21 protein-coding genes are annotated in these 21,818 nt (G+C 61.7%); 7 read left to right on the top strand and 14 right to left on the bottom strand.

Going from position 1 to position 21,818, the window contains the following annotated elements; genetic code table 11:
- Positions 1 to 66: 66 nt before the first annotated feature.
- From purH to tyrS, 7 genes are all read right to left on the bottom strand, one after another.
- On the bottom strand, positions 67 to 1,653 hold the full coding sequence (purH, locus tag F8197_RS27745) for a bifunctional phosphoribosylaminoimidazolecarboxamide formyltransferase/IMP cyclohydrolase (protein WP_152885254.1): 1,587 nt from the start codon (positions 1,651 to 1,653) through the stop codon (positions 67 to 69).
- Between the two features lie 98 nt (positions 1,654 to 1,751).
- Positions 1,752 to 1,985 (bottom strand): helix-turn-helix domain-containing protein, encoded by a 234-nt coding sequence (locus F8197_RS27740; protein WP_008445162.1) that lies wholly within the window; start codon positions 1,983 to 1,985, stop codon positions 1,752 to 1,754.
- Between the two features lie 124 nt (positions 1,986 to 2,109).
- Entirely contained in the window at positions 2,110 to 3,126 is a 1,017-nt protein-coding gene (dusB, locus tag F8197_RS27735; RefSeq protein WP_373997004.1) for a tRNA dihydrouridine synthase DusB, read from the bottom strand.
- A 109-nt stretch (positions 3,127 to 3,235) separates the two neighbouring features.
- Positions 3,236 to 3,883, bottom strand: a complete 648-nt coding sequence (locus F8197_RS27730) for a histidine phosphatase family protein (protein WP_152885251.1) — start codon at positions 3,881 to 3,883, stop codon at positions 3,236 to 3,238.
- Positions 3,880 to 4,548 (bottom strand): YbhB/YbcL family Raf kinase inhibitor-like protein, encoded by a 669-nt coding sequence (locus F8197_RS27725; protein ID WP_152885249.1) that lies wholly within the window; start codon positions 4,546 to 4,548, stop codon positions 3,880 to 3,882. Before F8197_RS27725 ends, F8197_RS27730 begins: the two co-directional genes overlap by 4 nt.
- An 11-nt stretch (positions 4,549 to 4,559) precedes the next feature.
- Positions 4,560 to 5,018, bottom strand: coding sequence for a D-aminoacyl-tRNA deacylase (dtd, locus tag F8197_RS27720; protein WP_152885247.1), 459 nt, complete (start codon positions 5,016 to 5,018; stop codon positions 4,560 to 4,562).
- Positions 5,015 to 6,268 (bottom strand): tyrosine--tRNA ligase, encoded by a 1,254-nt coding sequence (tyrS, locus tag F8197_RS27715; RefSeq protein ID WP_152885246.1) that lies wholly within the window; start codon positions 6,266 to 6,268, stop codon positions 5,015 to 5,017. The genes dtd and tyrS overlap by 4 nt, the downstream gene beginning before the upstream one ends.
- 160 nt (positions 6,269 to 6,428) lie before the next feature.
- Here tyrS and F8197_RS27710 point away from each other — a divergent pair, with 160 nt between their 5' ends.
- Together F8197_RS27710 and F8197_RS27705 are read left to right on the top strand one after the other, a co-directional pair.
- Positions 6,429 to 7,823 carry a peptidoglycan DD-metalloendopeptidase family protein gene (locus F8197_RS27710; protein WP_026637750.1) on the top strand — a complete coding sequence of 465 codons (1,395 nt, stop codon included), beginning with the start codon at positions 6,429 to 6,431 and terminating at the stop codon, positions 7,821 to 7,823.
- A 156-nt stretch (positions 7,824 to 7,979) separates the two neighbouring features.
- A complete protein-coding gene (locus tag F8197_RS27705) occupies positions 7,980 to 9,077 on the top strand; it encodes an anhydro-N-acetylmuramic acid kinase (protein WP_152885244.1) in 1,098 nt (365 codons plus the stop codon).
- Between the two features lie 91 nt (positions 9,078 to 9,168).
- Here F8197_RS27705 and erpA read toward each other — a convergent pair whose 3' ends face one another.
- The 4 genes from erpA to rplM all read right to left on the bottom strand — a co-directional run bounded on the left by erpA (position 9,169) and on the right by rplM (position 11,664).
- Complete coding sequence (erpA, locus tag F8197_RS27700; protein ID WP_026637751.1) at positions 9,169 to 9,531, bottom strand: iron-sulfur cluster insertion protein ErpA; 363 nt, start codon at positions 9,529 to 9,531, stop codon at positions 9,169 to 9,171.
- 97 nt (positions 9,532 to 9,628) lie between these two features.
- Entirely contained in the window at positions 9,629 to 10,666 is a 1,038-nt protein-coding gene (gene argC / locus F8197_RS27695; protein WP_152885243.1) for an N-acetyl-gamma-glutamyl-phosphate reductase, read from the bottom strand.
- 167 nt (positions 10,667 to 10,833) lie between these two features.
- A complete protein-coding gene (gene rpsI, locus F8197_RS27690; RefSeq protein WP_019924401.1) occupies positions 10,834 to 11,226 on the bottom strand; it encodes a 30S ribosomal protein S9 in 393 nt (130 codons plus the stop codon).
- 9 nt (positions 11,227 to 11,235) lie between these two features.
- The gene (rplM, locus tag F8197_RS27685; protein ID WP_019924402.1) at positions 11,236 to 11,664 is read right to left on the bottom strand and encodes a 50S ribosomal protein L13; all 429 of its coding nucleotides are present in this window, start codon (positions 11,662 to 11,664) and stop codon (positions 11,236 to 11,238) included.
- Between the two features lie 213 nt (positions 11,665 to 11,877).
- On the opposite strand from rplM, the gene F8197_RS27680 reads away from it, so the two are divergent.
- Positions 11,878 to 12,303 carry an OsmC family protein gene (locus tag F8197_RS27680; RefSeq protein WP_019924403.1) on the top strand — a complete coding sequence of 142 codons (426 nt, stop codon included), beginning with the start codon at positions 11,878 to 11,880 and terminating at the stop codon, positions 12,301 to 12,303.
- 17 nt (positions 12,304 to 12,320) lie between these two features.
- On the opposite strand, the gene coq7 is transcribed toward F8197_RS27680, so the two are convergent.
- Both coq7 and F8197_RS27670 read right to left on the bottom strand, forming a co-directional pair.
- Positions 12,321 to 12,962: a 2-polyprenyl-3-methyl-6-methoxy-1,4-benzoquinone monooxygenase gene (gene coq7, locus F8197_RS27675; protein ID WP_152885241.1), complete on the bottom strand. Its 642-nt coding sequence runs from the start codon at positions 12,960 to 12,962 to the stop codon at positions 12,321 to 12,323.
- 40 nt (positions 12,963 to 13,002) lie between these two features.
- A complete protein-coding gene (locus tag F8197_RS27670) occupies positions 13,003 to 13,437 on the bottom strand; it encodes a hypothetical protein (protein ID WP_227012449.1) in 435 nt (144 codons plus the stop codon).
- 132 nt (positions 13,438 to 13,569) lie between these two features.
- Between F8197_RS27670 and F8197_RS27665 the strand changes: the two genes are divergently transcribed.
- The 4 genes from F8197_RS27665 to F8197_RS27650 all read left to right on the top strand — a co-directional run bounded on the left by F8197_RS27665 (position 13,570) and on the right by F8197_RS27650 (position 20,185).
- Positions 13,570 to 14,349, top strand: coding sequence for an ATP-binding cassette domain-containing protein (locus F8197_RS27665; RefSeq protein WP_019924406.1), 780 nt, complete (start codon positions 13,570 to 13,572; stop codon positions 14,347 to 14,349).
- 3 nt (positions 14,350 to 14,352) lie between these two features.
- Positions 14,353 to 15,549, top strand: coding sequence for an ABC transporter permease (locus tag F8197_RS27660; protein WP_152885239.1), 1,197 nt, complete (start codon positions 14,353 to 14,355; stop codon positions 15,547 to 15,549).
- Between the two features lie 173 nt (positions 15,550 to 15,722).
- Complete coding sequence (locus F8197_RS27655) at positions 15,723 to 16,616, top strand: ABC transporter ATP-binding protein (protein ID WP_152885237.1); 894 nt, start codon at positions 15,723 to 15,725, stop codon at positions 16,614 to 16,616.
- Between the two features lie 8 nt (positions 16,617 to 16,624).
- Positions 16,625 to 20,185, top strand: coding sequence for a M1 family aminopeptidase (locus tag F8197_RS27650; RefSeq protein WP_152885235.1), 3,561 nt, complete (start codon positions 16,625 to 16,627; stop codon positions 20,183 to 20,185).
- A gap of 1 nt (position 20,186) precedes the next feature.
- Here the strand turns inward: F8197_RS27650 and F8197_RS27645 are convergent, their stop codons facing one another.
- Positions 20,187 to 21,725 carry a methyl-accepting chemotaxis protein gene (locus tag F8197_RS27645; protein ID WP_152885233.1) on the bottom strand — a complete coding sequence of 513 codons (1,539 nt, stop codon included), beginning with the start codon at positions 21,723 to 21,725 and terminating at the stop codon, positions 20,187 to 20,189.
- Between the last annotated feature and the right edge of the window lie 93 nt (positions 21,726 to 21,818).

The raw sequence follows: 21,818 nt of genomic DNA, 5'->3' as shown, positions 1-21,818 counted from the left end.
TGGCTAAAAATGATCATCCCCGCAAAAGCGGGGATGAAAGATCAAACTGTCGCTAAAGATTAATGATTAATGACGGAAATGGCGAACGCCCGTATAAACCATTACTACGCCGCGCTCGTCAGCCGCATCGATCACCTCCTGGTCACGCATCGAACCACCGGGATGGATCACGCAGGTTGCGCCCGCATCGACCACCACGTCGAGGCCGTCACGGAACGGGAAGAACGCGTCCGACGCCACGACCGAACCAGCCAGCGACAGTCCGGCGTTTTGCGCCTTGATCGAGGCGATGCGGGCCGAGTCGATGCGGCTCATCTGGCCGGCGCCCACGCCCAGGGTCATGTTGTTGCCGCAGAAGACGATGGCGTTCGATTTGACATACTTGGCCACGCGCCAGGCAAACATCAGGTCTTGCAATTGCTGCGGCGTCGGTTGCAGTTTCGAGACCACTTTCAGGTCGCCGACCAGCACGTTTTTCGAGTCGGCCGACTGCACCAGCAAGCCGCCACCGACGCGCTTGAAGTCCATGGCATTGACGCCATCGCCCAAAGGAATTTCCAGCAGGCGCACGTTCTGCTTGGCCGACAGGATCTGCTTGGCTTCAGCGGTAAACACTGGTGCGATCAGCACTTCGACGAACAGCTTGGCCAGTTCCACGGCAGCCGCCGCATCGACTTCCACGTTGAAGGCGATGATGCCGCCGAATGCCGAGGTCGGATCGGTTTGCAGCGCGCGCTTGTAGGCGTCGGCAGCGTCGGCGCCCAGGGCCACGCCGCACGGGTTGGCGTGCTTGACGATCACGCACGCGGCGCTCTGGTCGAAGCCGCCCATGCTTTTCACGCATTCCCATGCAGCATCGGCGTCGGCAATGTTGTTGAACGACAGTTCCTTGCCTTGCAGCTGGCGATAGTTGGCCAGCGCGCCTGGCGTAGCGACGACATCACGGTAGAACGCGGCCGACTGGTGCGGGTTTTCGCCGTAGCGCATGTCCTGCACTTTTTCAAACGCCACGTTCAGGTTCTTCGGATACGCGCCACGGGTGGCATGGGCGCGGTCCGGGCCCAGGCTGGTCAGGTAGTTGGCGATGGCGCCATCGTACTGGGCCGTGTGGGCATACACCTTGGTGGCCAGGCGGAAGCGGGTTTCGTAGCTGACGAAACCTGGGGTGTTGTCGGTGGTTTTCATTTCCGCCAGCACCACGCCGTAGTCGGCCGGATCGCAGATCACAACCACGTCCTTGTGGTTCTTGGCCGACGAGCGCAGCATGGCCGGGCCGCCGATGTCGATGTTTTCGATGGCGTCGTCGAGCGAGCAGTCTTCCTTGGCAACAGTGGCCTGGAATGGGTACAGGTTGACCACCACCATGTCGATGGTAGGAATGTCGTGCTCGGCCAGCTTGGCCATGTGCTCGGGGAAATCGCGGCGGGCCAGGATGCCACCGTGCACTTTCGGGTGCAGGGTCTTGACGCGGCCATCGAGCATTTCCGGGAAGCCGGTGTAGTCGGCCACTTCGGTCACGGCCAGGCCGTTGTCGGCCAGCATTTTGGCGGTGCCGCCGGTGGACAGGAGCTTGACGCCCATGGCGGACAACGCGCGAGCGAAGTCCAGCACACCGGTTTTGTCGGAAACGGAGATGAGAGCTGATTTAATCATGGCTGAAGGCTAAGTCGTTTAGCTAGGTGGTTTGAATGAGGAGAAACAATCGGCACAACGGCCGATCCCCAGCCGTCCACGCCGGAAAACGAAGGCCGTTACAGCAGGCCGTGCTCTTGCAATTTCTTGCGCAAAGTATTGCGGTTGATGCCCAGCATCTGCGCCGCGTGCGACTGGTTGCCGTCCGCGCGCGTCATGACCACTTCCAGTATCGGCTTCTCGACGGTCAGCACGACCATGTCGTAGATATTCGACGCCTGCTGCTCGCCCAGGTCGTTGAAGTAGTCTTCAAGGCTTTTCTGCACTACTTCCTGGATACTTTCTTTGCTCATTTTGTACGTTCTCAATAATCTGTTGACGCTGGTAAATCATCACCAAGCTTGTGGCCCGGGCGCTTACCCTTTTGATATGACTTTTTTAGTGCTTGCTGGCTTGCGGCTCGCTGATCACGACAGGCTATGCGGCTTGCAAATCTTCGGAGAGGCGGTATTGTAACCGCTCGCCCCACTGTCGCTGCGATTCGAAGAACTGGTCCACTGCCTCCAGCTGCGCCTCGGTGCACTCCAGCAGGTTCATCCGTTGCCGGAATGCCTCGCCGCCGGGCAGGTCGCGCACGTACCAGCCGATGTGCTTGCGTGCGGTGCGCACGCCCAGATAGTCGCCGTAGAAACCATAGTGGGCGCGCAGGTGTTCGTCCATCAGCGCGCGCACCTCGGCGATATAGGGCGCCGGCAGGTGCGTGCCGGTTTGCAGGAAATGGTCGATCTCGCGGAAGATCCACGGCCGGCCCTGCGCCGCGCGTCCCACCATTACCGCGTCCGCGCCCGTGTAGTCGAGCACGAATTTGGCTTTTTCTGGCGTGGTGATGTCGCCGTTGGCGACCACCGGAATCGCCACCGATTGCTTGACGGCAGCAATGGTGTCGTACTCGGCGTCGCCGGTGTAACCGTCGGCGCGGGTGCGGCCATGCAGGGTGAGCATGGCAATGCCGGCGTCTTCCGCGATGCGGGCAATCGCCAGCGCGTTCTTGTTCTCGCGGTTCCAGCCGGTACGGAATTTCAGCGTGACCGGCACATCCACCGCGCCGACCACGGCCGCGAGAATCTCACGCACCAGCGGCACGTTTTGCAGCAGGGCCGAACCGCACCAGCTATTGCAGACCTTTTTCACCGGGCAACCCATATTGATATCGATGATCTGGGCGCCACGCTCGACATTGAAGCGCGCGCAGTCGGCCAGGTCTTGCGGATCGGCGCCGGCGATTTGCACCGCTTTCGGTTCCATTTCGCCCGTGTGGTCGGTGCGGCGCGAGCTTTTTTCGGTCGCCCACAGGCGCGGATTGGACGCCGCCATCTCGGATACCGCGTAGCCAGCCCCCAGCTGTTTGCACAGCTGGCGGAACGGCCGATCGGTCACACCCGCCATGGGAGCGACAAATACGTTGTTACGCAGTAAATGGGGACCGATATGCACAGACGTTACCTGGTGGGAAAGGAGGAACCTTCTATTTTACCCCAAGGACTGCTCATTTAATAAGCACTATTTTTTTATTAAATCGGCAAGGGTATGCGCTTGACTTTGTTCAGATGATGTCGTCCAGGGCTATAGCCAGGTGCGCTACCTCGCCCCAGTTGTCGAGCACCAGCTTGCCGTCGGCATAATGAAACCGGTTGATACTGGCATTCTTGACCTGGAAGTCACGCGGGCTGTCGAGCTGCATGCCGACCGCCTCGCGGTACGCGCATTCGAGCACGCCGCCGTGGGCCACGATGGCAATCGTCTTGCCCGGATGTTGCTCGGCCCAGCGGCCGATGGCGCCAATCGCGCGCGCATAAAACTGGCGGAAGCTTTCGGCCACGCGATCACCTGCCGGCATCACGGCGTCGATATCGCGCGCCTGCCACAGCACGAAATCCTGCGGATATTGCTGCTCGATCTCGGTGTACAACATGCCTTCGAATGCGCCATAGCCGCGCTCGCGCAAGGCGGCGTCGGTGTGCACAGTGGCGTGGTCGTAGTGCACCGCCACCGCCTGCGCGGTTTGCAGCGCCCGTTGCAGGTCGCTCGAGACGATCAGGTCCAGCCCCTCCCCCGCCAGCGCCTCGGCCAGGGCGCGCGCCTGGCGTTCGCCTTCGAGGTTGAGCGGAATATCGATATGGCCTTGCAGGCGGCGCACGGCGTTCCACGCCGTTTCGCCATGGCGGATCAGTACTATCTTGGTAGTGTTCATGCAGTCTTCGGTTTGCCCCGTGCAGCTTTAGGCGCCAGGGCGGGATTGAGGGTGTAGGTGGCGATCAGTTGCGCTTCATCGATGATGTGGCCGTGGATGGCATTCAATACGTCGGCGCACGTAAACCGCGCGGCCAGTTCCAGGCGCGGCACGTCGAGCGCGTACAGGCGAAAAATGTAATGATGCACGCGCTCGTCGTTCCACGGCGGGCACGGGCCATCGTAGCCGTGATAGTCGCCAGCCATGGCGGCGTCGTGCGCGAACCAGCCGGTGTAATCGTTGAGTCCCTGGCGCAGCGCCAGGTCGCCCACGATGATCTCGGGGCCCGGCTTGCCATGCGGCGTGACAGCGTTCGATAACGCGCCAGCCGGCAGTTCGCGGCGCGACACGGGAATATCGACCAGGCTCCAGTGGAAAAAATCGCCGCGTGGCTCAAGCGCGGACAGCGACACATCGGCGCGGTTAACATGGGTAGCATCGACCGGCGCATCGCCGTCGATGCACAGCAGCACCAGCGACGCGGCGCCAGCCGGCACGTCGGTCCAGGCCAGGTGCGGGTTGCGGTTGCCAGATAGCACTACCTTGCCGCCCTGGTCCAGCACGCCAAAGGCATATTCGGCCGGCAAGGGGCGGCCATTACGCACACTGTCACTCACCAGCTTCATTGCTGCTTCCTTTATGTGGAACTCGGTTTCGCCGATACTTGCAACCAGAATGTCACCGGCCCGTCGTTGGTAAGCGTCACTTTCATGTCCGCGCCGAACTGGCCGGTCTGCACCACCGGATGCTTGCGCCTGGCCTGGTCCACGAAGTGGGAAAACAGGCGCAAGCCATCGGCCGGCGCGGCGGCCGGCGTAAACGACGGCCGGGTACCGGAGCGCGTGTCGGCGGCCAGCGTAAATTGCGGCACCAGCAGCAAACCGCCGCCAACGTCGGCGACGCTGCGGTTCATCTTGCCGGCATCGTCGCCGAACACGCGGTAGCCGAGCAGCTTGGCCAGCAGTGTGTCGGCCTCCTTTTCGGTATCGCCACGCTCGGCGCAGACCAGCACCATCAGGCCGGCGTCGATGGCGCCGATGGTGGCGCCATCGACCACCACGCTGGCGCTGGACACCCGTTGCAGCAGCGCGATCATGCGGTCAGCGTGACGCGGGCGAACTTGCGCTTGCCCACTTGCAGCACGAAGGTGCCAGCCTCGACCTTCAGCGCTTTGTCGCTGAGCACGGTGCCATCGAGGCGTACGCCGCCCTGATCGACCATGCGCATCGCTTCCGATGTCGATGGGCACAGGCCGGCCTGCTTGAGCAGTTGCGGCAGGCCCAGCGGCGCGCCGGTGAGCGCGACTTCCGGCACGTCGTCCGGAATGCCGCCCTTGGAGCGGTTGACGAAGTCGTTCAACGCTTCCTCGGCAGCGGCCTGCGAGTGGAAACGGGCGACGATTTCCTGGGCGATTGCCACCTTGGCGTCGCGCGGGTTGGCGCCGCCGGCGACTGTCGCCTTCAATGCGGCGATGTCGGCAATCGAGCGGAACGACAGCAAATCATAGTACTTCCACATCATCTCGTCGGACACGCTCATGATCTTGGCGAACATGGTGTTGCCCGGCTCGGTGATGCCGATGTAGTTGTTCTTGGACTTCGACATTTTTTCCACGCCGTCCAAACCTTCGAGCAGCGGCATGGTCAAAATGCATTGCGGCTCTTGCGCGTAGTCTTTTTGCAGTTCGCGGCCCACCAGCAGGTTGAACTTCTGGTCGGTGCCGCCCAGCTCGAGGTCGGCCTTGAGCGCGACCGAATCGTAACCCTGCATCAAAGGATAAAGGAACTCGTGGACCGCAATCGGTGTCCCACTCTTGAAACGCTTGGTGAAATCGTCGCGCTCCATCATGCGCGCCACCGTGTAGCGCGAGGCCAGCTGGATCAGCCCGCGCGCACCGAGCGGGTCGCACCACTCGGAGTTGTAGCGGATTTCGGTCTTGGCGGCATCGAGCACCAGCGAAGCCTGCTTGAAGTAGGTCATGGCGTTTTGCTCGACCTGCTCCTTGGTCAGTGGCGGACGGGTGGCGTTGCGGCCGGACGGGTCGCCGATCATCGAGGTGAAGTCGCCGATCAGGAAAATCACCTGGTGGCCCAGGTCTTGCAGCTGGCGCATCTTGTTGAGCACCACGGTGTGGCCCAGGTGCAGGTCGGGCGCGGTCGGATCGAGGCCCAGCTTGATGCGCAGCGGCACACCCGATTGCTCGGAGCGGGCCAGCTTCTGGGCGAACTCGCTTTCGATCAGCAACTCGTCGACACCGCGCTTGGTGATCGCGAGTGCCTCCTGTACATTGTCGCTCAATGGCAGAGCTTTCGAGGGAACCGGCGGCGTCGAAGAAGAGGTAGTCATAACTTTTGAGAGGTTTTTTTTCAGAAAAAGGTAGCAGTTGCCAGGAGTTTGTTATAATCCGTGATCCCATCAATCTTGCTCTACGAAAACGAACAACGATTAGAATTAGAAGAAAATAAACGTTCCTGAATAGTTCAAGCGGTAAATTCTAACTGATTGCATGAACCAAATACATAAATTCACGAGCTCACGCTTATATAAACTGGTCGGTTCCACGCCGAAGAAGCGCATCATCTCCGCTTCGGCCTTTGCCCTCACAGTATGTGCTTTTGGCGCTGCCGCAGTGGCGCCACTCGCTCCCGACGCGTCGGATTTGCCAGTGACATCGATTCAGGAAGCCGTTGCCATGCCGGATCTCGGCAAGCAAATCTCCGCACTCGAGCAGCAATCCTCCACCGAACAGTTCGTCCATGAAGAACGCGTACGCTCCGGCGATACGCTGGCAACGCTGTTGACCCGCCTCGGCGTGGACGACAACGATGCCGAGTCCTTCATCAAGAAGGACAAGATCGCCAAAGGCGTCATGCAGCTGAAAACCGGCAAGCGCGTTCAAGCGCAAACCGATGAAATCGGCAATCTGCAATGGCTGCGGGCGACGGTGGTCGATGGCAAGGACATGCCAGTGAAAAACATCACGGTCACCCGCAAGGGCGACAGTTTTGTTGCACAGGAGGAAGCTGCGAAGCTGGAACGCCGCGTTGAAATGCACGCGCGCACCATTTCGAGCAACCTGTACGCGGCAACCGATTCGGACAAGGATGGCGCCAAGCTGCCGGACGCCATCGTCAAGCAAATCATTGAAATGTTCTCCACCAACATCGACTTCCGCGGCGATGTGAAACGTGGCGACCGTTTTAATGTGGTGTACGAAACCTTCTGGCAAGATGGCGAATTCGTCAAGGCAGGCCGCATCCTGGCTGGCGAATTCACCAACCGTGGCACGACGTACCAGTCGGTCTGGTACGAAGATCCGCAAAGCAAGCAAGGTGGCGGCTACTATAGCTTTGACGGCAAGTCGCTGAAAAAGGCATTTCTGAAGTCGCCGGTGGAGTTCACCCGCATTTCGTCGGGCTTCTCGATGCGCGTGCACCCGGTATCGGGCCAGTGGAAGGCCCACAAGGGCATCGATTTCCCGGCGCCTATCGGCACGCCGATCCGCGCCGCAGGCGATGGCACCATCGAATTTGCCGGTACCCAGAATGGCTACGGCAACCTGGTCACCATCAAGCACTGGAACAACTACAGCACCGCCTACGCCCACATGAGCCGTTTCGGTTCGGGCATCAAAAAGGGCGGCAAAGTAAGCCAGGGCGATATCATCGGCTACGTAGGCAACACTGGCTGGTCCACCGGCGCCCACCTGCACTATGAATTCCGTGTTGGCGGCGAAGCCCGTGATCCGAACAAGATGAACGTGCAAGCCCAGGCACCTCTGACCGCCGCAGAAATGTCGCGTTTCAAGGTCTACGCTTCGGACATGACGCACCGCATCGCCCTGCTGCAATCGGGCCAGTCGGGCTTCAACGGTGGCAACACCCGCATGGCTGCCAAGTAATTCTTCCCCGCTGTACATCTTCATTCTAGAAAACAGGCCGCCGCATCGGCCTGTTTTTTTATCATCATGCGCCGCCACGGCGTCCGCTTCCGTGCGACAGCACACGCAAGCTCAGGCAAAATACATTTTTCCCAACGAATGACGTAAGGACGCGACATGGCTCTGTATATCGGTTTGATGTCGGGCACCAGCCTCGACGGTGTTGATGGTGCACTGGCGGACTTTTCCGGCGCCGACATCAACACGCGTGGCGCCGCCTACATCGCCTTCCCGCCCGCGCTGCGCGCCGAGCTGATGGCGCTGCAGGCGCCCGGCGATAACGAAATCGAGCGCGAAGCGGCTGCGGCGATTCAACTGGCGCGGCACTATGCCGACTGCGTGGCGGCCCTGCTGGCCGATGCCGGTCTTGCCGCCGCAGATATCACTGCGGTGGCCGTGCATGGCCAGACCATCCGCCACCGCCCCGAGCTGGGCTTTACGCGCCAGGTCAACCATCCCGCCCTGCTGGCCGAGTTGTGCGGCATCGACGTGATTGCCGACTTCCGCAGCCGCGACGTGGCCGCCGGCGGCCAGGGTGCGCCGCTGGTGCCCGCCTTTCACCAGGCGCTGTTCGGCAAGGCCGGCAGCACCCGGGTGGTGGCCAATATCGGCGGCATCGCCAATATCAGCGTGCTGGGCGGGGATGGCGCAGTCACCGGCTTCGATACCGGCCCCGGCAATGTACTCATGGACGCCTGGATCGCCCGCCACCAGGACAGAGAATACGATGCCGACGGCGCCTGGGCCGCCAGCGGCGTAGTGCTGCCGGAGTTGCTCGCGGAACTGCTGCGCGAGCCGTACCTGGCCCTGCCGCCGCCGAAAAGCACGGGCCGCGACCTGTTCCACCTCGACTGGCTCGACGCGCGCCTGGCCGTGTACCGCGAGGCTGCGCCCGCAGACGTGCAAGCCACGCTCACCCGCTTTACGGCCTTGTCGCTGGCCCAAGCCATACAGGCTCACGGCAGCGGCGCGGACGCCGTGTATGTATGCGGCGGCGGCGCCTACAACAGCGTGCTGATGAGCGAACTCGGGGCGGCGCTGGGCAAGCAGGTAATGGTGGCGTCCACCCAGGCACTGGGCGTGGCGCCGAACCGGGTGGAGGCGCTGGCATTTGCCTGGCTCGGTTACCGCTTCACCGAGCGGCTGGCGGGCAACCTGCCGGCCGTTACCGGCGCTGCGGGCGAACGGGTGCTGGGCGCGCTGTACCCGCGCTGACTGCTTCAGGACCACACATAAAAAAAGGCGGCACAACCGAAGTTGTACCGCCTTTTTACATGGTGCCGGGCGCCGCGTGTATGTCCGAAACTTACACCGAGAACGACGAACCGCAACCGCAGGTCGAGGTGGCCGACGGGTTCTTGATCACGAACTGGGCGCCTTCGAGGTCGTCCTTGTAGTCGATTTCCGCGCCGACCAGGTACTGGTAGCTCATCGAATCGATCAACAGCTCGACGCCGTTCTTGACCATGGTGGTGTCGTCTTCGTTGACGATTTCATCGAACGTGAAACCGTACTGGAAGCCGGAGCAACCGCCACCCTGCACGAACACGCGCAATTTCAGGTCGGGATTGCCCTCTTCCTCGATCAGTTGGGCGACTTTTTCGGCAGCGCTATCGGTAAACACGATAGGAGCTGGCATCACGTCCAGGCTTTCAGCAACAGCATTCATTTGAGACTCCTACGAGTTAAGCATTTAGCGGCCATTATAGACCTACCCTGACTTTCCTGCTCCGTCAACGTCAGATTTGGCGACGGAACCCAACAAATCAAGGCAGCAGCGCGATTTGTTTCAGTCCGGTCGTCTCTTCCAGGCCGAACATCAGGTTCATGCACTGCACAGCCTGGCCGGATGCACCTTTGACCAGGTTGTCCTGCACCACCAGCACGATCACGGTATTGCCGTTGTCGGGACGGTGCAGCGCCAGGCGCAGCATGTTCGAGCCGCGGGTGGAGCGGGTTTCAGGATGCGAGCCGAACGGCATCACGTCCACGAACGGGCTGTCCTTGTACTGCTCTTCGAACAATGCCTGCAGTTCCTCGTTGGTGACATCTTTGGTCAGGCGGCCGTACAGCGTGGAATGCATGCCGCGGATCATCGGTACCAGGTGCGGCGTGAAGATCAGAGACACTTTGTCTTCGGTGAACTTTTGCAGCTGGGCCGAGGTTTCGGGCGTGTGGCGGTGGCCGGCCACGCCGTAGGCCTTGAAGTTGTCGCTCGACTCGGAGAACAAGGTGCCGATTTCCGCCTTGCGGCCGGCGCCGGACACGCCCGACTTGCAATCGGCAATCAGGCCGCCGGCGTCGATCAGGCCAGCCTTGAGCAGCGGGTAGTAGCCGAGCTGCATGGTGGTCGGGTAGCAGCCGGGATTGGCGACCAGGCGCGCAGCCTTGATCGCGTCGCGGTTCAGTTCGGCCAGGCCGTAGGCCGCTTCTTCCAGCAGTTCGGGGCAGGTATGCTCGATCTTGTACCATTTTTCAAAGACGGCCTTGTCCTTGATGCGGAAGTCGGCCGCCAGGTCGATCACCTTGACGCCGGCCGCCAGCAGGGCGGGTGCCTGGGCCATGGCCACGCCGTGCGGGGTGGCGAAGAACACCACGTCGCACTGGGTCAGGTCGGCCTTGTCCGGCGACGAGAAAGCGATGTCCACGCTGCCGCGCAGCGAAGGGAACATATCGGCAACCGGCAAGCCATCTTCCTTGCGCGACGTAATGGCCGTCAACTGCACGTCAGGGTGGACTGCCAAGAGTCGCAGCAATTCCACTCCGGTGTATCCGGTGCCGCCGACGATGCCAACTTTGATCATGTTCTAATCCTTGAGTAGTGATGCGTGGAGAAATATTCGAGTGCCATTTTATCAGGCAACGACTACAGCCGCATGACAGTAGCCAGATAGCAAAAAAGCCGCCCGACACAAGGCCGGCGGCTTTTTGTACGGCACGCGGGACAAGCCCGCCTGCCGGAAGCGAAAAATTAACGCTTCGAGAATTGTTTTGCGCGACGTGCTTTGCGCAGACCAACTTTTTTACGCTCAACTTCACGTGCATCGCGGGTCACGAAGCCGGCTTTGGCCAGATCCGGTTTCAGCGCTGCATCGTAGTCGATCAGGGCGCGGGTGATGCCGTGACGCACAGCACCTGCTTGACCCGACTCGCCGCCGCCGTGCACGTTGACTTTGATGTCAAAACGCTCAACGTTGCCGGTCAGTTCCAGTGGTTGACGAATAACCATCAGGCCGGTTTCGCGCGAGAAGTACTCAGCAGCTGGCTTGCCGTTAACGATGATTTGGCCAGTGCCAACTTTGATGAACACACGAGCTACTGCACTCTTGCGACGGCCGGTGCCGTAATTGTAGTTACCGATCATGTCAGTTCCTTAGATTTCGAGTGCTTTAGGTTGCTGGGCAGCGTGCGGGTGCGAACCTTCGGCGTACACTTTCAGCTTCTTGATCATGGCGTAGCCCAGTGGGCCTTTTGGCAGCATGCCCTTGACGGCTTTTTCCAGAGCGCGACCTGGGAAACGCTGTTGCATTTTCAGGAAGTTGGTCTCGTAGATGCCACCTGGGTAGCCCGAGTGACGGTAGTAGGTCTTCTCGGTTGCTTTGGTGCCGGTCACGCGCAGTTTGCCTGCGTTGATGATGACGATGTAATCGCCGGTATCGACGTGAGGAGTAAATTCTGGCTTGTGTTTGCCGCGCAGTCGGAGTGCCACTTCGCTGGCAACACGTCCGAGGACTTTGTCCGTCGCGTCAATCACGAACCAATCACGCTGGACTTCATGGCCCTTAGCGGAAAAAGTTTTCATGTTGACTTCCTAAATATTAAAACACGCTCAAATGGTGGTTCCGCCATGGTTTCAGCGGACTCGGCCTTCTTATTTACTTTCCTGAGCGAACGGAAAGCCGACAAGTATAAGCGGCAACGACCGGCTGCGTCAACCCCGCTGTGGCTTGCAGGCCCTGAAAACACAGGCTGGGCGCGGGCCATTACAATAAGGCTACATAACTTGGAGAATGCGATGGAATGCAAAGTCAGCTGGAATGGCCCGTCGGGCATGAGTTTCCTGGCCCAGACCGGTTCGGGCCACCTGGTCAACATGGATGGCGCGCCCGAGGGCGGCGGCAACAATCTGGCGCCACGGCCGATGGAAATGGTGTTGCTGGGTACCGGTGGCTGCACCGCCTATGACGTGGTGCTGATCCTGAAAAAAGGCCGCGCCGATATTCGCGGCTGCGAATGCACGCTCAAGGCCGACCGCGCCGAGACCGATCCGAAGGTGTTCACCAAGATCAACTTCCACTTCACGGTGACCGGCAAGGGCCTGAAACCGGAAGCGGTGGAACGGGCGATCTCGCTGTCGCACGACAAGTACTGCTCGGCATCGATCATGATCGGCAAGACCGCCGAGATCACCCACTCGTTTGAAATAGTAGAGGTCGCTTAGTTATTATTTAGACGCGATCAGACACGATACGCAGTCGTGGTCATCACCTTGCCCATGACTGCCATGACGGCTTTCACCGGCGCCGGCATCTGCGCCGCGCCCAGTGCCTGCGCGGCCGCGCCGTGTTCGATTTCATCGAGCCGCATTTGATCCACGATCGCGCGCGATTTGATGTCCTGCGGCGGCAGTTTTTCCAGGTGGCTTTGCAGGTGGGCTTCCACCTGGCGTTCGGTTTCCACCACAAATCCCAGGCTTTTCGGGTCGCCCAGCAAGGCTGCTACCGTGCCCAGCGCATACGAACCGGCGTAGAACAGCGGATTGAGCACGCTGGTATGCGAACCGAGTTCGCCCAGGCGTTGCGCGGTCCAGGCCAGGTGGTCTTCTTCCTCGCGGCTCGAGTGCTCGAACTGCTGGCGGATTTGCTCGGTGCGGGCAAAGCGCGCCTGCGAGTTGTACAGCGCCTGGGCGCACACTTCCCCCACGTGATTCACCCGCATCAGGCCGGCGGCGTGGCGGCGTTCTTCTTCGCTGAGCTCGGCATCAGGCGCGAACTGGCCCGGGGTCGGTCGCGAAGCCGAGGCAACGCCAGCGATCACGCGCAGGGCCTTGTCGGCGCCGGAGATAAAACGGTCGAGGGGATTGTGGGAATGGGCAGCCATGGTCAACTCGCTTGTTGAAAGCGCCATTATAAGACGCCGGTTACGAATCCGCCTCTTCGCGCAGCTGCCGCTGGCGTTCGATGTAGTCGGCCACCGGGCCGCGCACGTCGATCTTCGAAATGTCCTTGGCCACGCCCAGGTTCAGTCCCAGCAAAAACGGAATGCTTTCCACCGGCACTTCGGTGCACAGTTCGCCGAACGATTTGAGAAAGCGCTTCGATTCCACCACCCGCACCACTTTTTCCCCGCTCATGTATTGCAGGACGCTGGTGATGGTGTGGCCCTTGCCGATTGCGTGATAGATGAAACGGTTGTAGTCGCGGTCGATCTGCTTGAAATCCAGGGTCTCCTTGGTCATCAGGCTCGACAGGTAGAACAGCCCGAGCGCGGTGCGAAAAAATCCCGTCGCTTCGCTGCGGTCCACGCCGGCCTGCATGACCGCCAACATTTTGTCTTTGATTTGGGGAGTCAACATGAGCGCCTCTCTTTGTAATCACTATAGCAAGCACCGGGGGCGATTTGTAGCGCGCCAAGTAACAAAGTGTGGCTTGGACGAATGTTTTTTCTCATGTTACTCTTGGGCACATTTTAAAAAAAGGACAACTTTATGATCGAGGTGAAAGGCTTGGCGAAGCGTTTTCGCCTGCCCAAGCGTGGCGCCGCGCCGGCCTCCGCGCGCGATGTGCGCGAACACGACGGCTGGTTCCACGCGGTGCGCGATGTGTCCTTCAGTTGCGCTCCCGGCGAAGTGCTGGGTTTGCTTGGTCCCAATGGCGCCGGCAAGACCACCACGCTGCGCCTGCTCTCCACCGCGCTGACGCCGGACGCCGGCAGCATCCACGCCAACGGCGTCGACCTGTTGCGCGATCCGCTGGTGGCGCGCCAGTATATCGGCTTCCTGTCCGGCAGCACCGGCCTGTACGGTCGCCTGACCGCGCGCGAAAACGTCGAGTACTTCGGCAAGCTGCACGGCATGCGCCCCGATCATCTGAAACGCCGCTGCGACGAACTGTTTACGTTGCTGGACATGAACGAGTACGGCAACAAGCGCGCCGATCAGCTCTCCACCGGCATGAAGCAGAAATGCGCGATCGCCCGCACCGTGGTGCACGAGCCGCAAATCGTCATCCTCGACGAACCCACCACCGGCCTGGACGTGATGTCGGCCAAGATCCTGCTCGACTTTATCGCCAGCTACAAGGCGCTGCGGGTGCCGCTGATCTTTTCCACCCACCACCTGCACGAGGTGGAAAAAGTGTGCGACCGCGTGTGCATCGTCAACCACGGCGTGACCGCTTTCCACGGCACCGTGGACGCGCTGCGCCACCTGGGCGGCAGCGCCGACCTGTACGACGCCTTTGTCGGCGTCATCCATCGCGGAGGCTAGACCATGTGGACCATCTACCTGAAAGAATTGCTGGAACTGATACGCGACCGCAAGACGTTCATTTTTACCATCGTCATCCCGGTGTTTGCCATGCCGCTGATCTTTGCCGCCTTCGGCATGCTGTCGTCGTCAATGTTCAGGCAGGCACGCGAAGCGGAGATGGCGTATGCAATTTTCGGCCAGGAGCACGCGCCCGCGCTGGCGCAGCGCTTCGCTGCCGAACCGAGCTTCAAGCGGGTGGCGCTGGCCGCGCCTGCCGACATCCGCGCCGCGATTGCCGACGAACGGATCAAGTTCGCGCTGGTGATCCCGGCAGCGGCGCAAAATACCCTGGCGCGCCGCGAACAATCGCACATCGAGCTGCATTACAACAGCGCCGCCACCATCGACGTCACCCGCAAGCGGGTTATAGCGGTGCTGGCCGTCGAAAACAATGCCTTGCGCCAGCAGGCGCTGGCCGACATGGGCCTCTCCGCGCCGCAGCAGCGCTACGTGCTCGATCCGGTCGCCCTGCTCGACCGTTCCACCGCCAACAAGCGCGAGCAAATGGGCGCGATGATGGGCGGCATGGTGCCGTACTTGCTGCTGATGGTGTGCCTGCTGGCCGCCATGTACCCGGCCATCGACACCGGCGCCGGTGAAAAGGAACGTGGCACGCTGGAAACGTTGCTGCTCGCGCCAGTCTCGCGCACGGCCATCGTGCTGGCCAAGTTCCTGATGCTCTTTACGGTAGGGCTGACCTCGGCGCTATTGATGATTGCCAGCCTGGGCGCGGTGCTCACCTTTGGCGGCCACTTGTTCAGCGGCGACCTGGCCCAGGTGGTGCGTTCGATTAACATGCTCGACCTGGCGCTGCTGGCGCTGATGCTGGTGCCCACGGCAGCCATCTTTGCCGCCATCCTGCTGGCGATCTCGATTTACGCCAAGAGCTACAAGGAGGCGGTCGGCATGATCTCGCCGCTGATCATCGTCATCATCCTGCCCACCATGGTGGCGCTGCTGCCCGGCGTGGAAATGAACTGGGGCTGGGCCATGGTGCCGCTGACCAACGTGGCGCTGGCCATGAAGGAACTGGTCAAGGGCACCATGGAATACCGCATGTTGTCGGCCATTATGCTCTCGTCCACGGTCACGGCCGGGCTGCTGCTGGCCATGTGCCGCTGGTGGTTCAACCGCGAACAAGTGCTGTTCCGCAATTAATCCTTGATTTGCCCGCGTTTTGGTGGGCGGTTTGCGCAGTCTGGCCGGCGGTTTCGGCCGCCTGTCGCAAGCGCCCCCCAAGTATGGAACAAATTCAATACAATGCCATCATGTGAAAAGTGTATGGCCTTGTAGAAACATGGTCCATGCGCAGGCAGAATCGGGGACTCAACATGGAATTACGCATCAGCAACTTGTCCAAGACCTACGCGAATGGCGTGGTGGCGCTGGACAATATTTCGCTCACCATCCCGGCCGGGATGTTCGGCTTGCTCGGCCCGAACGGCGCCGGCAAATCGACGCTGATGCGTACCCTGGCCACCTTGCAGGAGTGCGATGCCGGCTCGGTGTTCCTTGACGATATCGACGTGCTCGACGAAAAAGACGCGGTGCGCCGCGTGCTCGGCTACCTGCCGCAGGATTTCGGCCTGTATCCGAAGGTGACTGCGTACGAGATGCTCGACCACTTCGCCATGCTCAAGGGCTTGTCGAATCGCAACCGCCGGCGCGAGGTGGTCGATGGCCTGCTGCAACAAACCAATTTGTTCGAGGTGCGGCACCAGCGCCTCGGCGGTTTTTCGGGCGGCATGCGCCAGCGTTTCGGCATCGCCCAGGCGCTGCTGGGCGACCCCAAGCTGATCATCGTCGATGAACCCACGGCCGGGCTCGATCCGCAGGAGCGGGTGCGCTTCCATAACCTGCTGTCCGACATCGGCGACGACAAGACCGTGATTTTATCCACCCACATCGTCAGCGACGTGGCCGACCTGTGCGCCAACATGGCCATCATCAACCAGGGCCACCTGCTGCTGTGCGGCCCCACCCAGGAACTGATCCACGACGTCAGCGACAAGATCTGGGCCCGTTTCATCGACAAGCGCGACCTGCCCTCGTTCCAGATCCGCCATCCGGTCATTTCCTCGCGCCTGCTGTCGGGCCGCACCCTGATCCACGTGTACAGCGAGACCGATCCCGGCGACGGCTTCGAAGAAGCGCTGGGCGACCTGGAAGACGTGTATTTCGCCACCATCGCCGGCCGCCACCGCGCCGCCGCGAATTGCGACTAGGCCGCATCATGTTCGCCATCGCCCTCTTCGAAGCGCGCCAGCGCCTCAGGCTGCTCTCCACCTGGGTGTATTTCGCCGGCTTCCTGGCGCTCACCCTGCTGTGGATGGCCGCTGCCGGCGGCTATTTCAAGGGCTCGAGCATCGCCTTCGGCGCCACCGCCATCAACTCGCCACGCTCGCTGATGTTTACCGTCAGCGCGCTCGGGTCGCTCGGGGTGATCGTGATTGCCGCCGTGATGGGACGCTCGGTGCAGCAGGACTTCGAGCACGACATGCAGCACTTCTTCTTCAGCGCGCCGATCAAAAAGCACCAGTACATCTTCGGCCGCTTCCTCGGCGCCTACCTGACCCTGGCGGTGATCTTCACCAGCATCATCCTCGGCACCTGGCTGGGCAGCCTGCTGCCGGGCATCGATCCGGAACGGCTGGGTCAGCCCGGAGCGCCCGGTTACCTGGTGCCGTACCTGGTGGTGATTTTGCCGAACATCTTCATTTTCGGCGCCGTGTTCTTCATCCTGGCCGCGCTCACCCGGCGCATGCTGCCCGTGTACATCAGCAGCGTGGTCATGCTGATCGGCTACATCATCGCGCCGAGCCTGGCGCGCGATCTCGACTTCAAGACCCTGGCCGCGCTGATCGATCCGTTCGGCACCACGGCCGTGATCCGTCTCACCGAATACTGGCCCATCGTCGAGCGCAACACGCGCATGTTCTGGCCCGAAGGCGTGTACCTGCTCAACCGCGCGCTGTGGTCGTCGTTCGCGCTGGCGGGCCTGCTGCTCGGCTACTGGCGCTTCCACTTCATCGCCACCAGCGACAGCGGCCGCCAGGGCGGCGCCGAGGCGCCGCGCGTGCTCACTGCTGCCGCCACCAATACCGCAGAGGCGCCCGACTTCGCCTCGCGCAGCCTGGGCCTGCTGCTGGTACGCATGAGCTGGCTGAACCTGCGCGAAACCATCAAGAACATCTATTTCCTGGTGCTGGTGCTGGCCGGCGTGCTGATGATGGTGGCCAGCGGACTGGAATTCGCGCCGCTGTACGGCACCAGTACCTACCCTGCCACGTACCTGGTGCTCGAATCGGTATCCGAGACGTTCGCCCTGTTCATGATGGTGATCACCACGTTCTACGCGGGCGAACTGATCTGGCGCGAACGCGAAGCGCACATGGGGCAAATGCTCGACGCGCTGCCGGTGCCGGGCTGGCTGCCGCTGCTCGCCAAGCTGTTCGCGCTGATCGGCCTGCAGGCGCTCTTGATGCTGGTGGTGATGTTGACCGGCATGGCGATCCAGATCGGCAAGGGATATTTTGTGCTCGAACCCGGGCTGTACCTGTACCACCTGTTCCTGCTGCAACTTCCCGGCTATGCGCTGGGCGCCGTGCTGGCGATCGCGCTGCAAGTGCTGATCAACCAGCGCTACCTGGCGTACTTCGCCATGATCGTATATTACGTGACGGTGGTGACCATCTCTTCGCTGGGGCTGGGCGACCCGCTGCTGCTGTATGGCGAAATGCCGCGTTTCGTGTACTCGGCCATGAACGGCTACGGCCACTACCTGCCGCGCGAGCGCTGGTTCGAGGCCTACTGGGCCGGTGCGGCGATCGTGCTGATGGTGCTGGCGGTGCTGTTCTGGGCGCGCGGCACCAACGACGGCTGGCGCCAGCGCCTGCAACTGGCGCGCCGCCGCCTGAGCTTGCCGGTACTGACGGCAATGGCGGCGGGCGCCCTGGTGTTTGCTGGCGCCGGCGCGGTGCTGTTCTATAACACCCACGTACTCAACCGCTACCAGTCGGCGTGGCAAAAAGATGTGGCCCGCGCCGACTACGAGCGCCGCTACAAGCAGTACGCGGTGCTGCCGCAGCCGCGCATCACCGACGTCAAGCTCAATGTGGCGATCACGCCCGAGACGCGCAGCCTGGTCGTGCACGGCCGCTACATCTTGCAGAACAAGACCGCATGGCCGGTGGCCGACATCATCATCCACCAGGACCCCACCGCCACCGGCTGGCGCACGCGCTTCAGCCAGGCGGTGCGCCCCGGCGTGCAGGATGCCAACCTGGGCTTCTACAGTTACAGGCTGGCCACGCCGCTGGCGCCCGGTGCGCGCCTGGCGCTCGAATTCGACGTGGAGTTCATCCCGCGCGGCATCCTCGGCATGGGCCAGGACACGCCGGTGGTGAACAACGGCACCTTCTTCAACAACGGCGTGCTGCCGCACATCGGCTACCAGCCCTCGAACGAACTGGCCGACGCCCGCGACCGCCGCAAGCACGGCCTGGCGGCGCGCGAACGCATGCTGCCGCGCGACGACGCCGGCGGGCTGGCCAACAACTTCGCCGCCAACGATGCCGACGCCATCACCTTCGATGCCGTGGTCAGCACCAGCGACAGCCAGGTGGCGGTGGCGCCAGGTACTCTGGTCAAGGAATGGAGCGCCAAGGGGCGCCATTACTACCATTACCGGGTGGCGCAGCCGATGCTCAATTTCTACGCCTTCCAGTCGGCGCGCTACCTGGTAAAACGCGACTGGTGGCAGGACGTCGGCATCGAGATTTACTATCACCCTGGCCACGAGGCCAACCTCGAACGGATGAACCGGGGCATCAAGCAGTCGCTCGACTACTACACCCGCAACTTCGGCCCTTACCAGCACAAGGTGGTGCGCATCGTCGAATTTCCGCGCTATGCCACGTATGCGCAGGCGTATCCGAACACGATCGCGTATTCGGAATCGCTGGGCTTTATTGCCCGCGTCAACGACAGCAATCCGAAGGATATCGACTACCCGTTTTATGTGACCGCGCATGAAGTGGCGCACCAGTGGTGGGGCCACCAGTTAGTTGGCGGCAACGTGCGCGGCGCCAGCGTGCTGTCGGAAACCCTGGCCGAATATTCGGCGCTGATGGTGATGAAGCGCGCCTACGGCGAAGCGAAAATGCGGCGCTTCCTGTATTACGACCTGTACCAGTACCTGGTGGGCCGAGCGTTGGAGCGCAAAAAAGAAATGCCGCTGGCCGACAACGAGGGCCAGGACTATATCCACTACCGCAAGGGCAGCCTGGCGATGTACCAGTTGCAGGACCTGGTGGGCGAGGACAAGATCAACGCCGTGCTCAAGCAGCTGCTGGTCGAGCATGGCCGCAGCAGCGGCCCCTACCCGGGCGTGACGGTGCTGGTCGACGCCCTGCGCACGGTGGTCACGCCCGACCAGGCCTACCTGATCGATGACCTGTTCAACCACATCGTCCTGTACGACAACCGCGCAGTCGCCAGCACCGCGCGCAAGCTGGCGGACGGGCGCTACGAGGTCAACCTGGTGGTGAGCGCCGCCAAGTCGCGCTCGAGCGGCCAGGGCGTGGAACGCGACGTGCCGTTGAAAGACTATATCGACATCGGCGTGGACGACGACAACGGCGCGCCGCTGCTGCGCGAGCGCAAGCTGATCGACCAGAAGGACAACCGCTACACGGTCATCGTCAAAGCCCGCCCCACCAAGGCCGGCATCGACCCTGACAACAAGCTGATCGACCGCAAACCCGACGACAACATGATCAACGTCGAGCTTTGAACTAACGCAGTTTGAAGACCTGGACGACGGTGGTCAGGGCGTCGGCCTGGTCGTGCAGGGCGGCGGCTGCGGCGGCGGCCTCTTCCACCAGTGCGGCGTTCTGCTGGGTGACCTGGTCCATCTGGCTCACGGCCTGGTTGACCTGCTCGATGCCCGAGGTTTGTTCCACCGTGGCCGAGCTGATCTCTCCCATGATGTCGGTCACGCGCTGGATGCTGTCCACCACGTCGCTCATGGTCATGCCCGCTTGCGTTACCAGGGCGCTGCCGGTATCGACCTTGGCCAGCGAGTCGTCGATCAGCGCCTTGATTTCGTGGGCGGCAGTGGCGCTGCGCTGGGCCAGGGTGCGTACTTCGCTGGCCACCACGGCAAAGCCACGGCCCTGCTCGCCCGCGCGGGCCGCTTCCACGGCAGCGTTCAGCGCCAGGATGTTGGTCTGGAAGGCGATGCCATCGATCACGGAAATGATGTCGGCGATCTTGCGGGCCGAGCCGTTGATGGCCTCCATCGTCTCCACCACGTCCGACACCACCGCACCGCCACGGCGCGCCACGTCCGACGCAGTGAGCGCCAACTGGTTGGCCTGGCGCGCGTTGTCGGCGTTCTGGCGCACGGTCGAGGTCAGCTCTTCCATCGACGCGGCAGTCTGTTCCAGGCTCGACGCCTGCTCTTCGGTGCGCGCCGACAGGTCGAGGTTGCCGGCGGCAATCTGGCTCGAGGCCGACGAGATGCTTTCGGTACCGTTGCGCACCTCGTTGACGACGCCCACCAGGCCGTCGTTCATGGTGCGCAATGCCGCCAGCAGGCGGCCGGTCTCGTCGCTGCTATCGACCTCGATGCGGCTGGTCAGATCCTTGTTGGCGACGGCCACGGCAATGTCCACGGCCCGGCTCAGCGGCACCGTGATGCCGCGCGTCAGTCGCCATGCGAACCCGGCGCCCAGCGCCAGCACACCGAGTCCGAACAAGATCATGAAGCGGCGGCTGGACTGGTAGCTGGTTTCGATGGCTTCGGCCGTCGTGTCGATGGTGTGGCGCTGCATGGTCAGCAGCGACGCCAGCGCGTTCTGATAGGTAGCCGCCACCGGGATGAAGCGCTGTACCAGCACTTGTTCGGCCTCTTCCACCTTGCCGTCCTTTTTCAGCGCAATGATCTGGTCGCGCTCGGCCAGGTAGGTTTTGCGGGTGACCTGCATGGCGTCGAACAGGCGCTTTTCCTCGGCGGTGTCCAGCAGCGGTACGATCTTCTTCTGCAACGCTTCGATTTCCGCCACCGACGCCTTGGTTTCTTCGGCAAAGAACTGTCCCAGCGACGGATCGCTGCTCTTGGCAATCGCCGACGTGCGGCGCACGCTGGTGTAAATCAGGCGATACCAGTCGCTGATCATGCGCTCCTTGGCCAGTGGCTGCTGCATCATGTCGCGTGTGGCTTCGGCCACGCCATGCATGTGGCTCAGGCCAAACCAGGTTACCAGGGTCATCAAGGCTAAAACCAGGCCGAAGCCGCCCGCCAGGCGGGTGCCGATAGTCAGATTTTTCATAATTAGAGGGAAAATAAAGAGGATGGACAACAGGCCCATTTGGTGCAGTTAATGCATCAGGCAACACATTATTGCATTCAAGAACGATAGTTT

This window comes from Duganella sp. FT27W (genome assembly GCF_009295655.1).
GTDB classification, from domain to species: domain Bacteria; phylum Pseudomonadota; class Gammaproteobacteria; order Burkholderiales; family Burkholderiaceae_D; genus Rugamonas; species Rugamonas zoogloeoides.
Note: the sequence above shows the minus strand (reverse complement) of the source record. Positions and strands in the feature narration are given on the sequence as shown.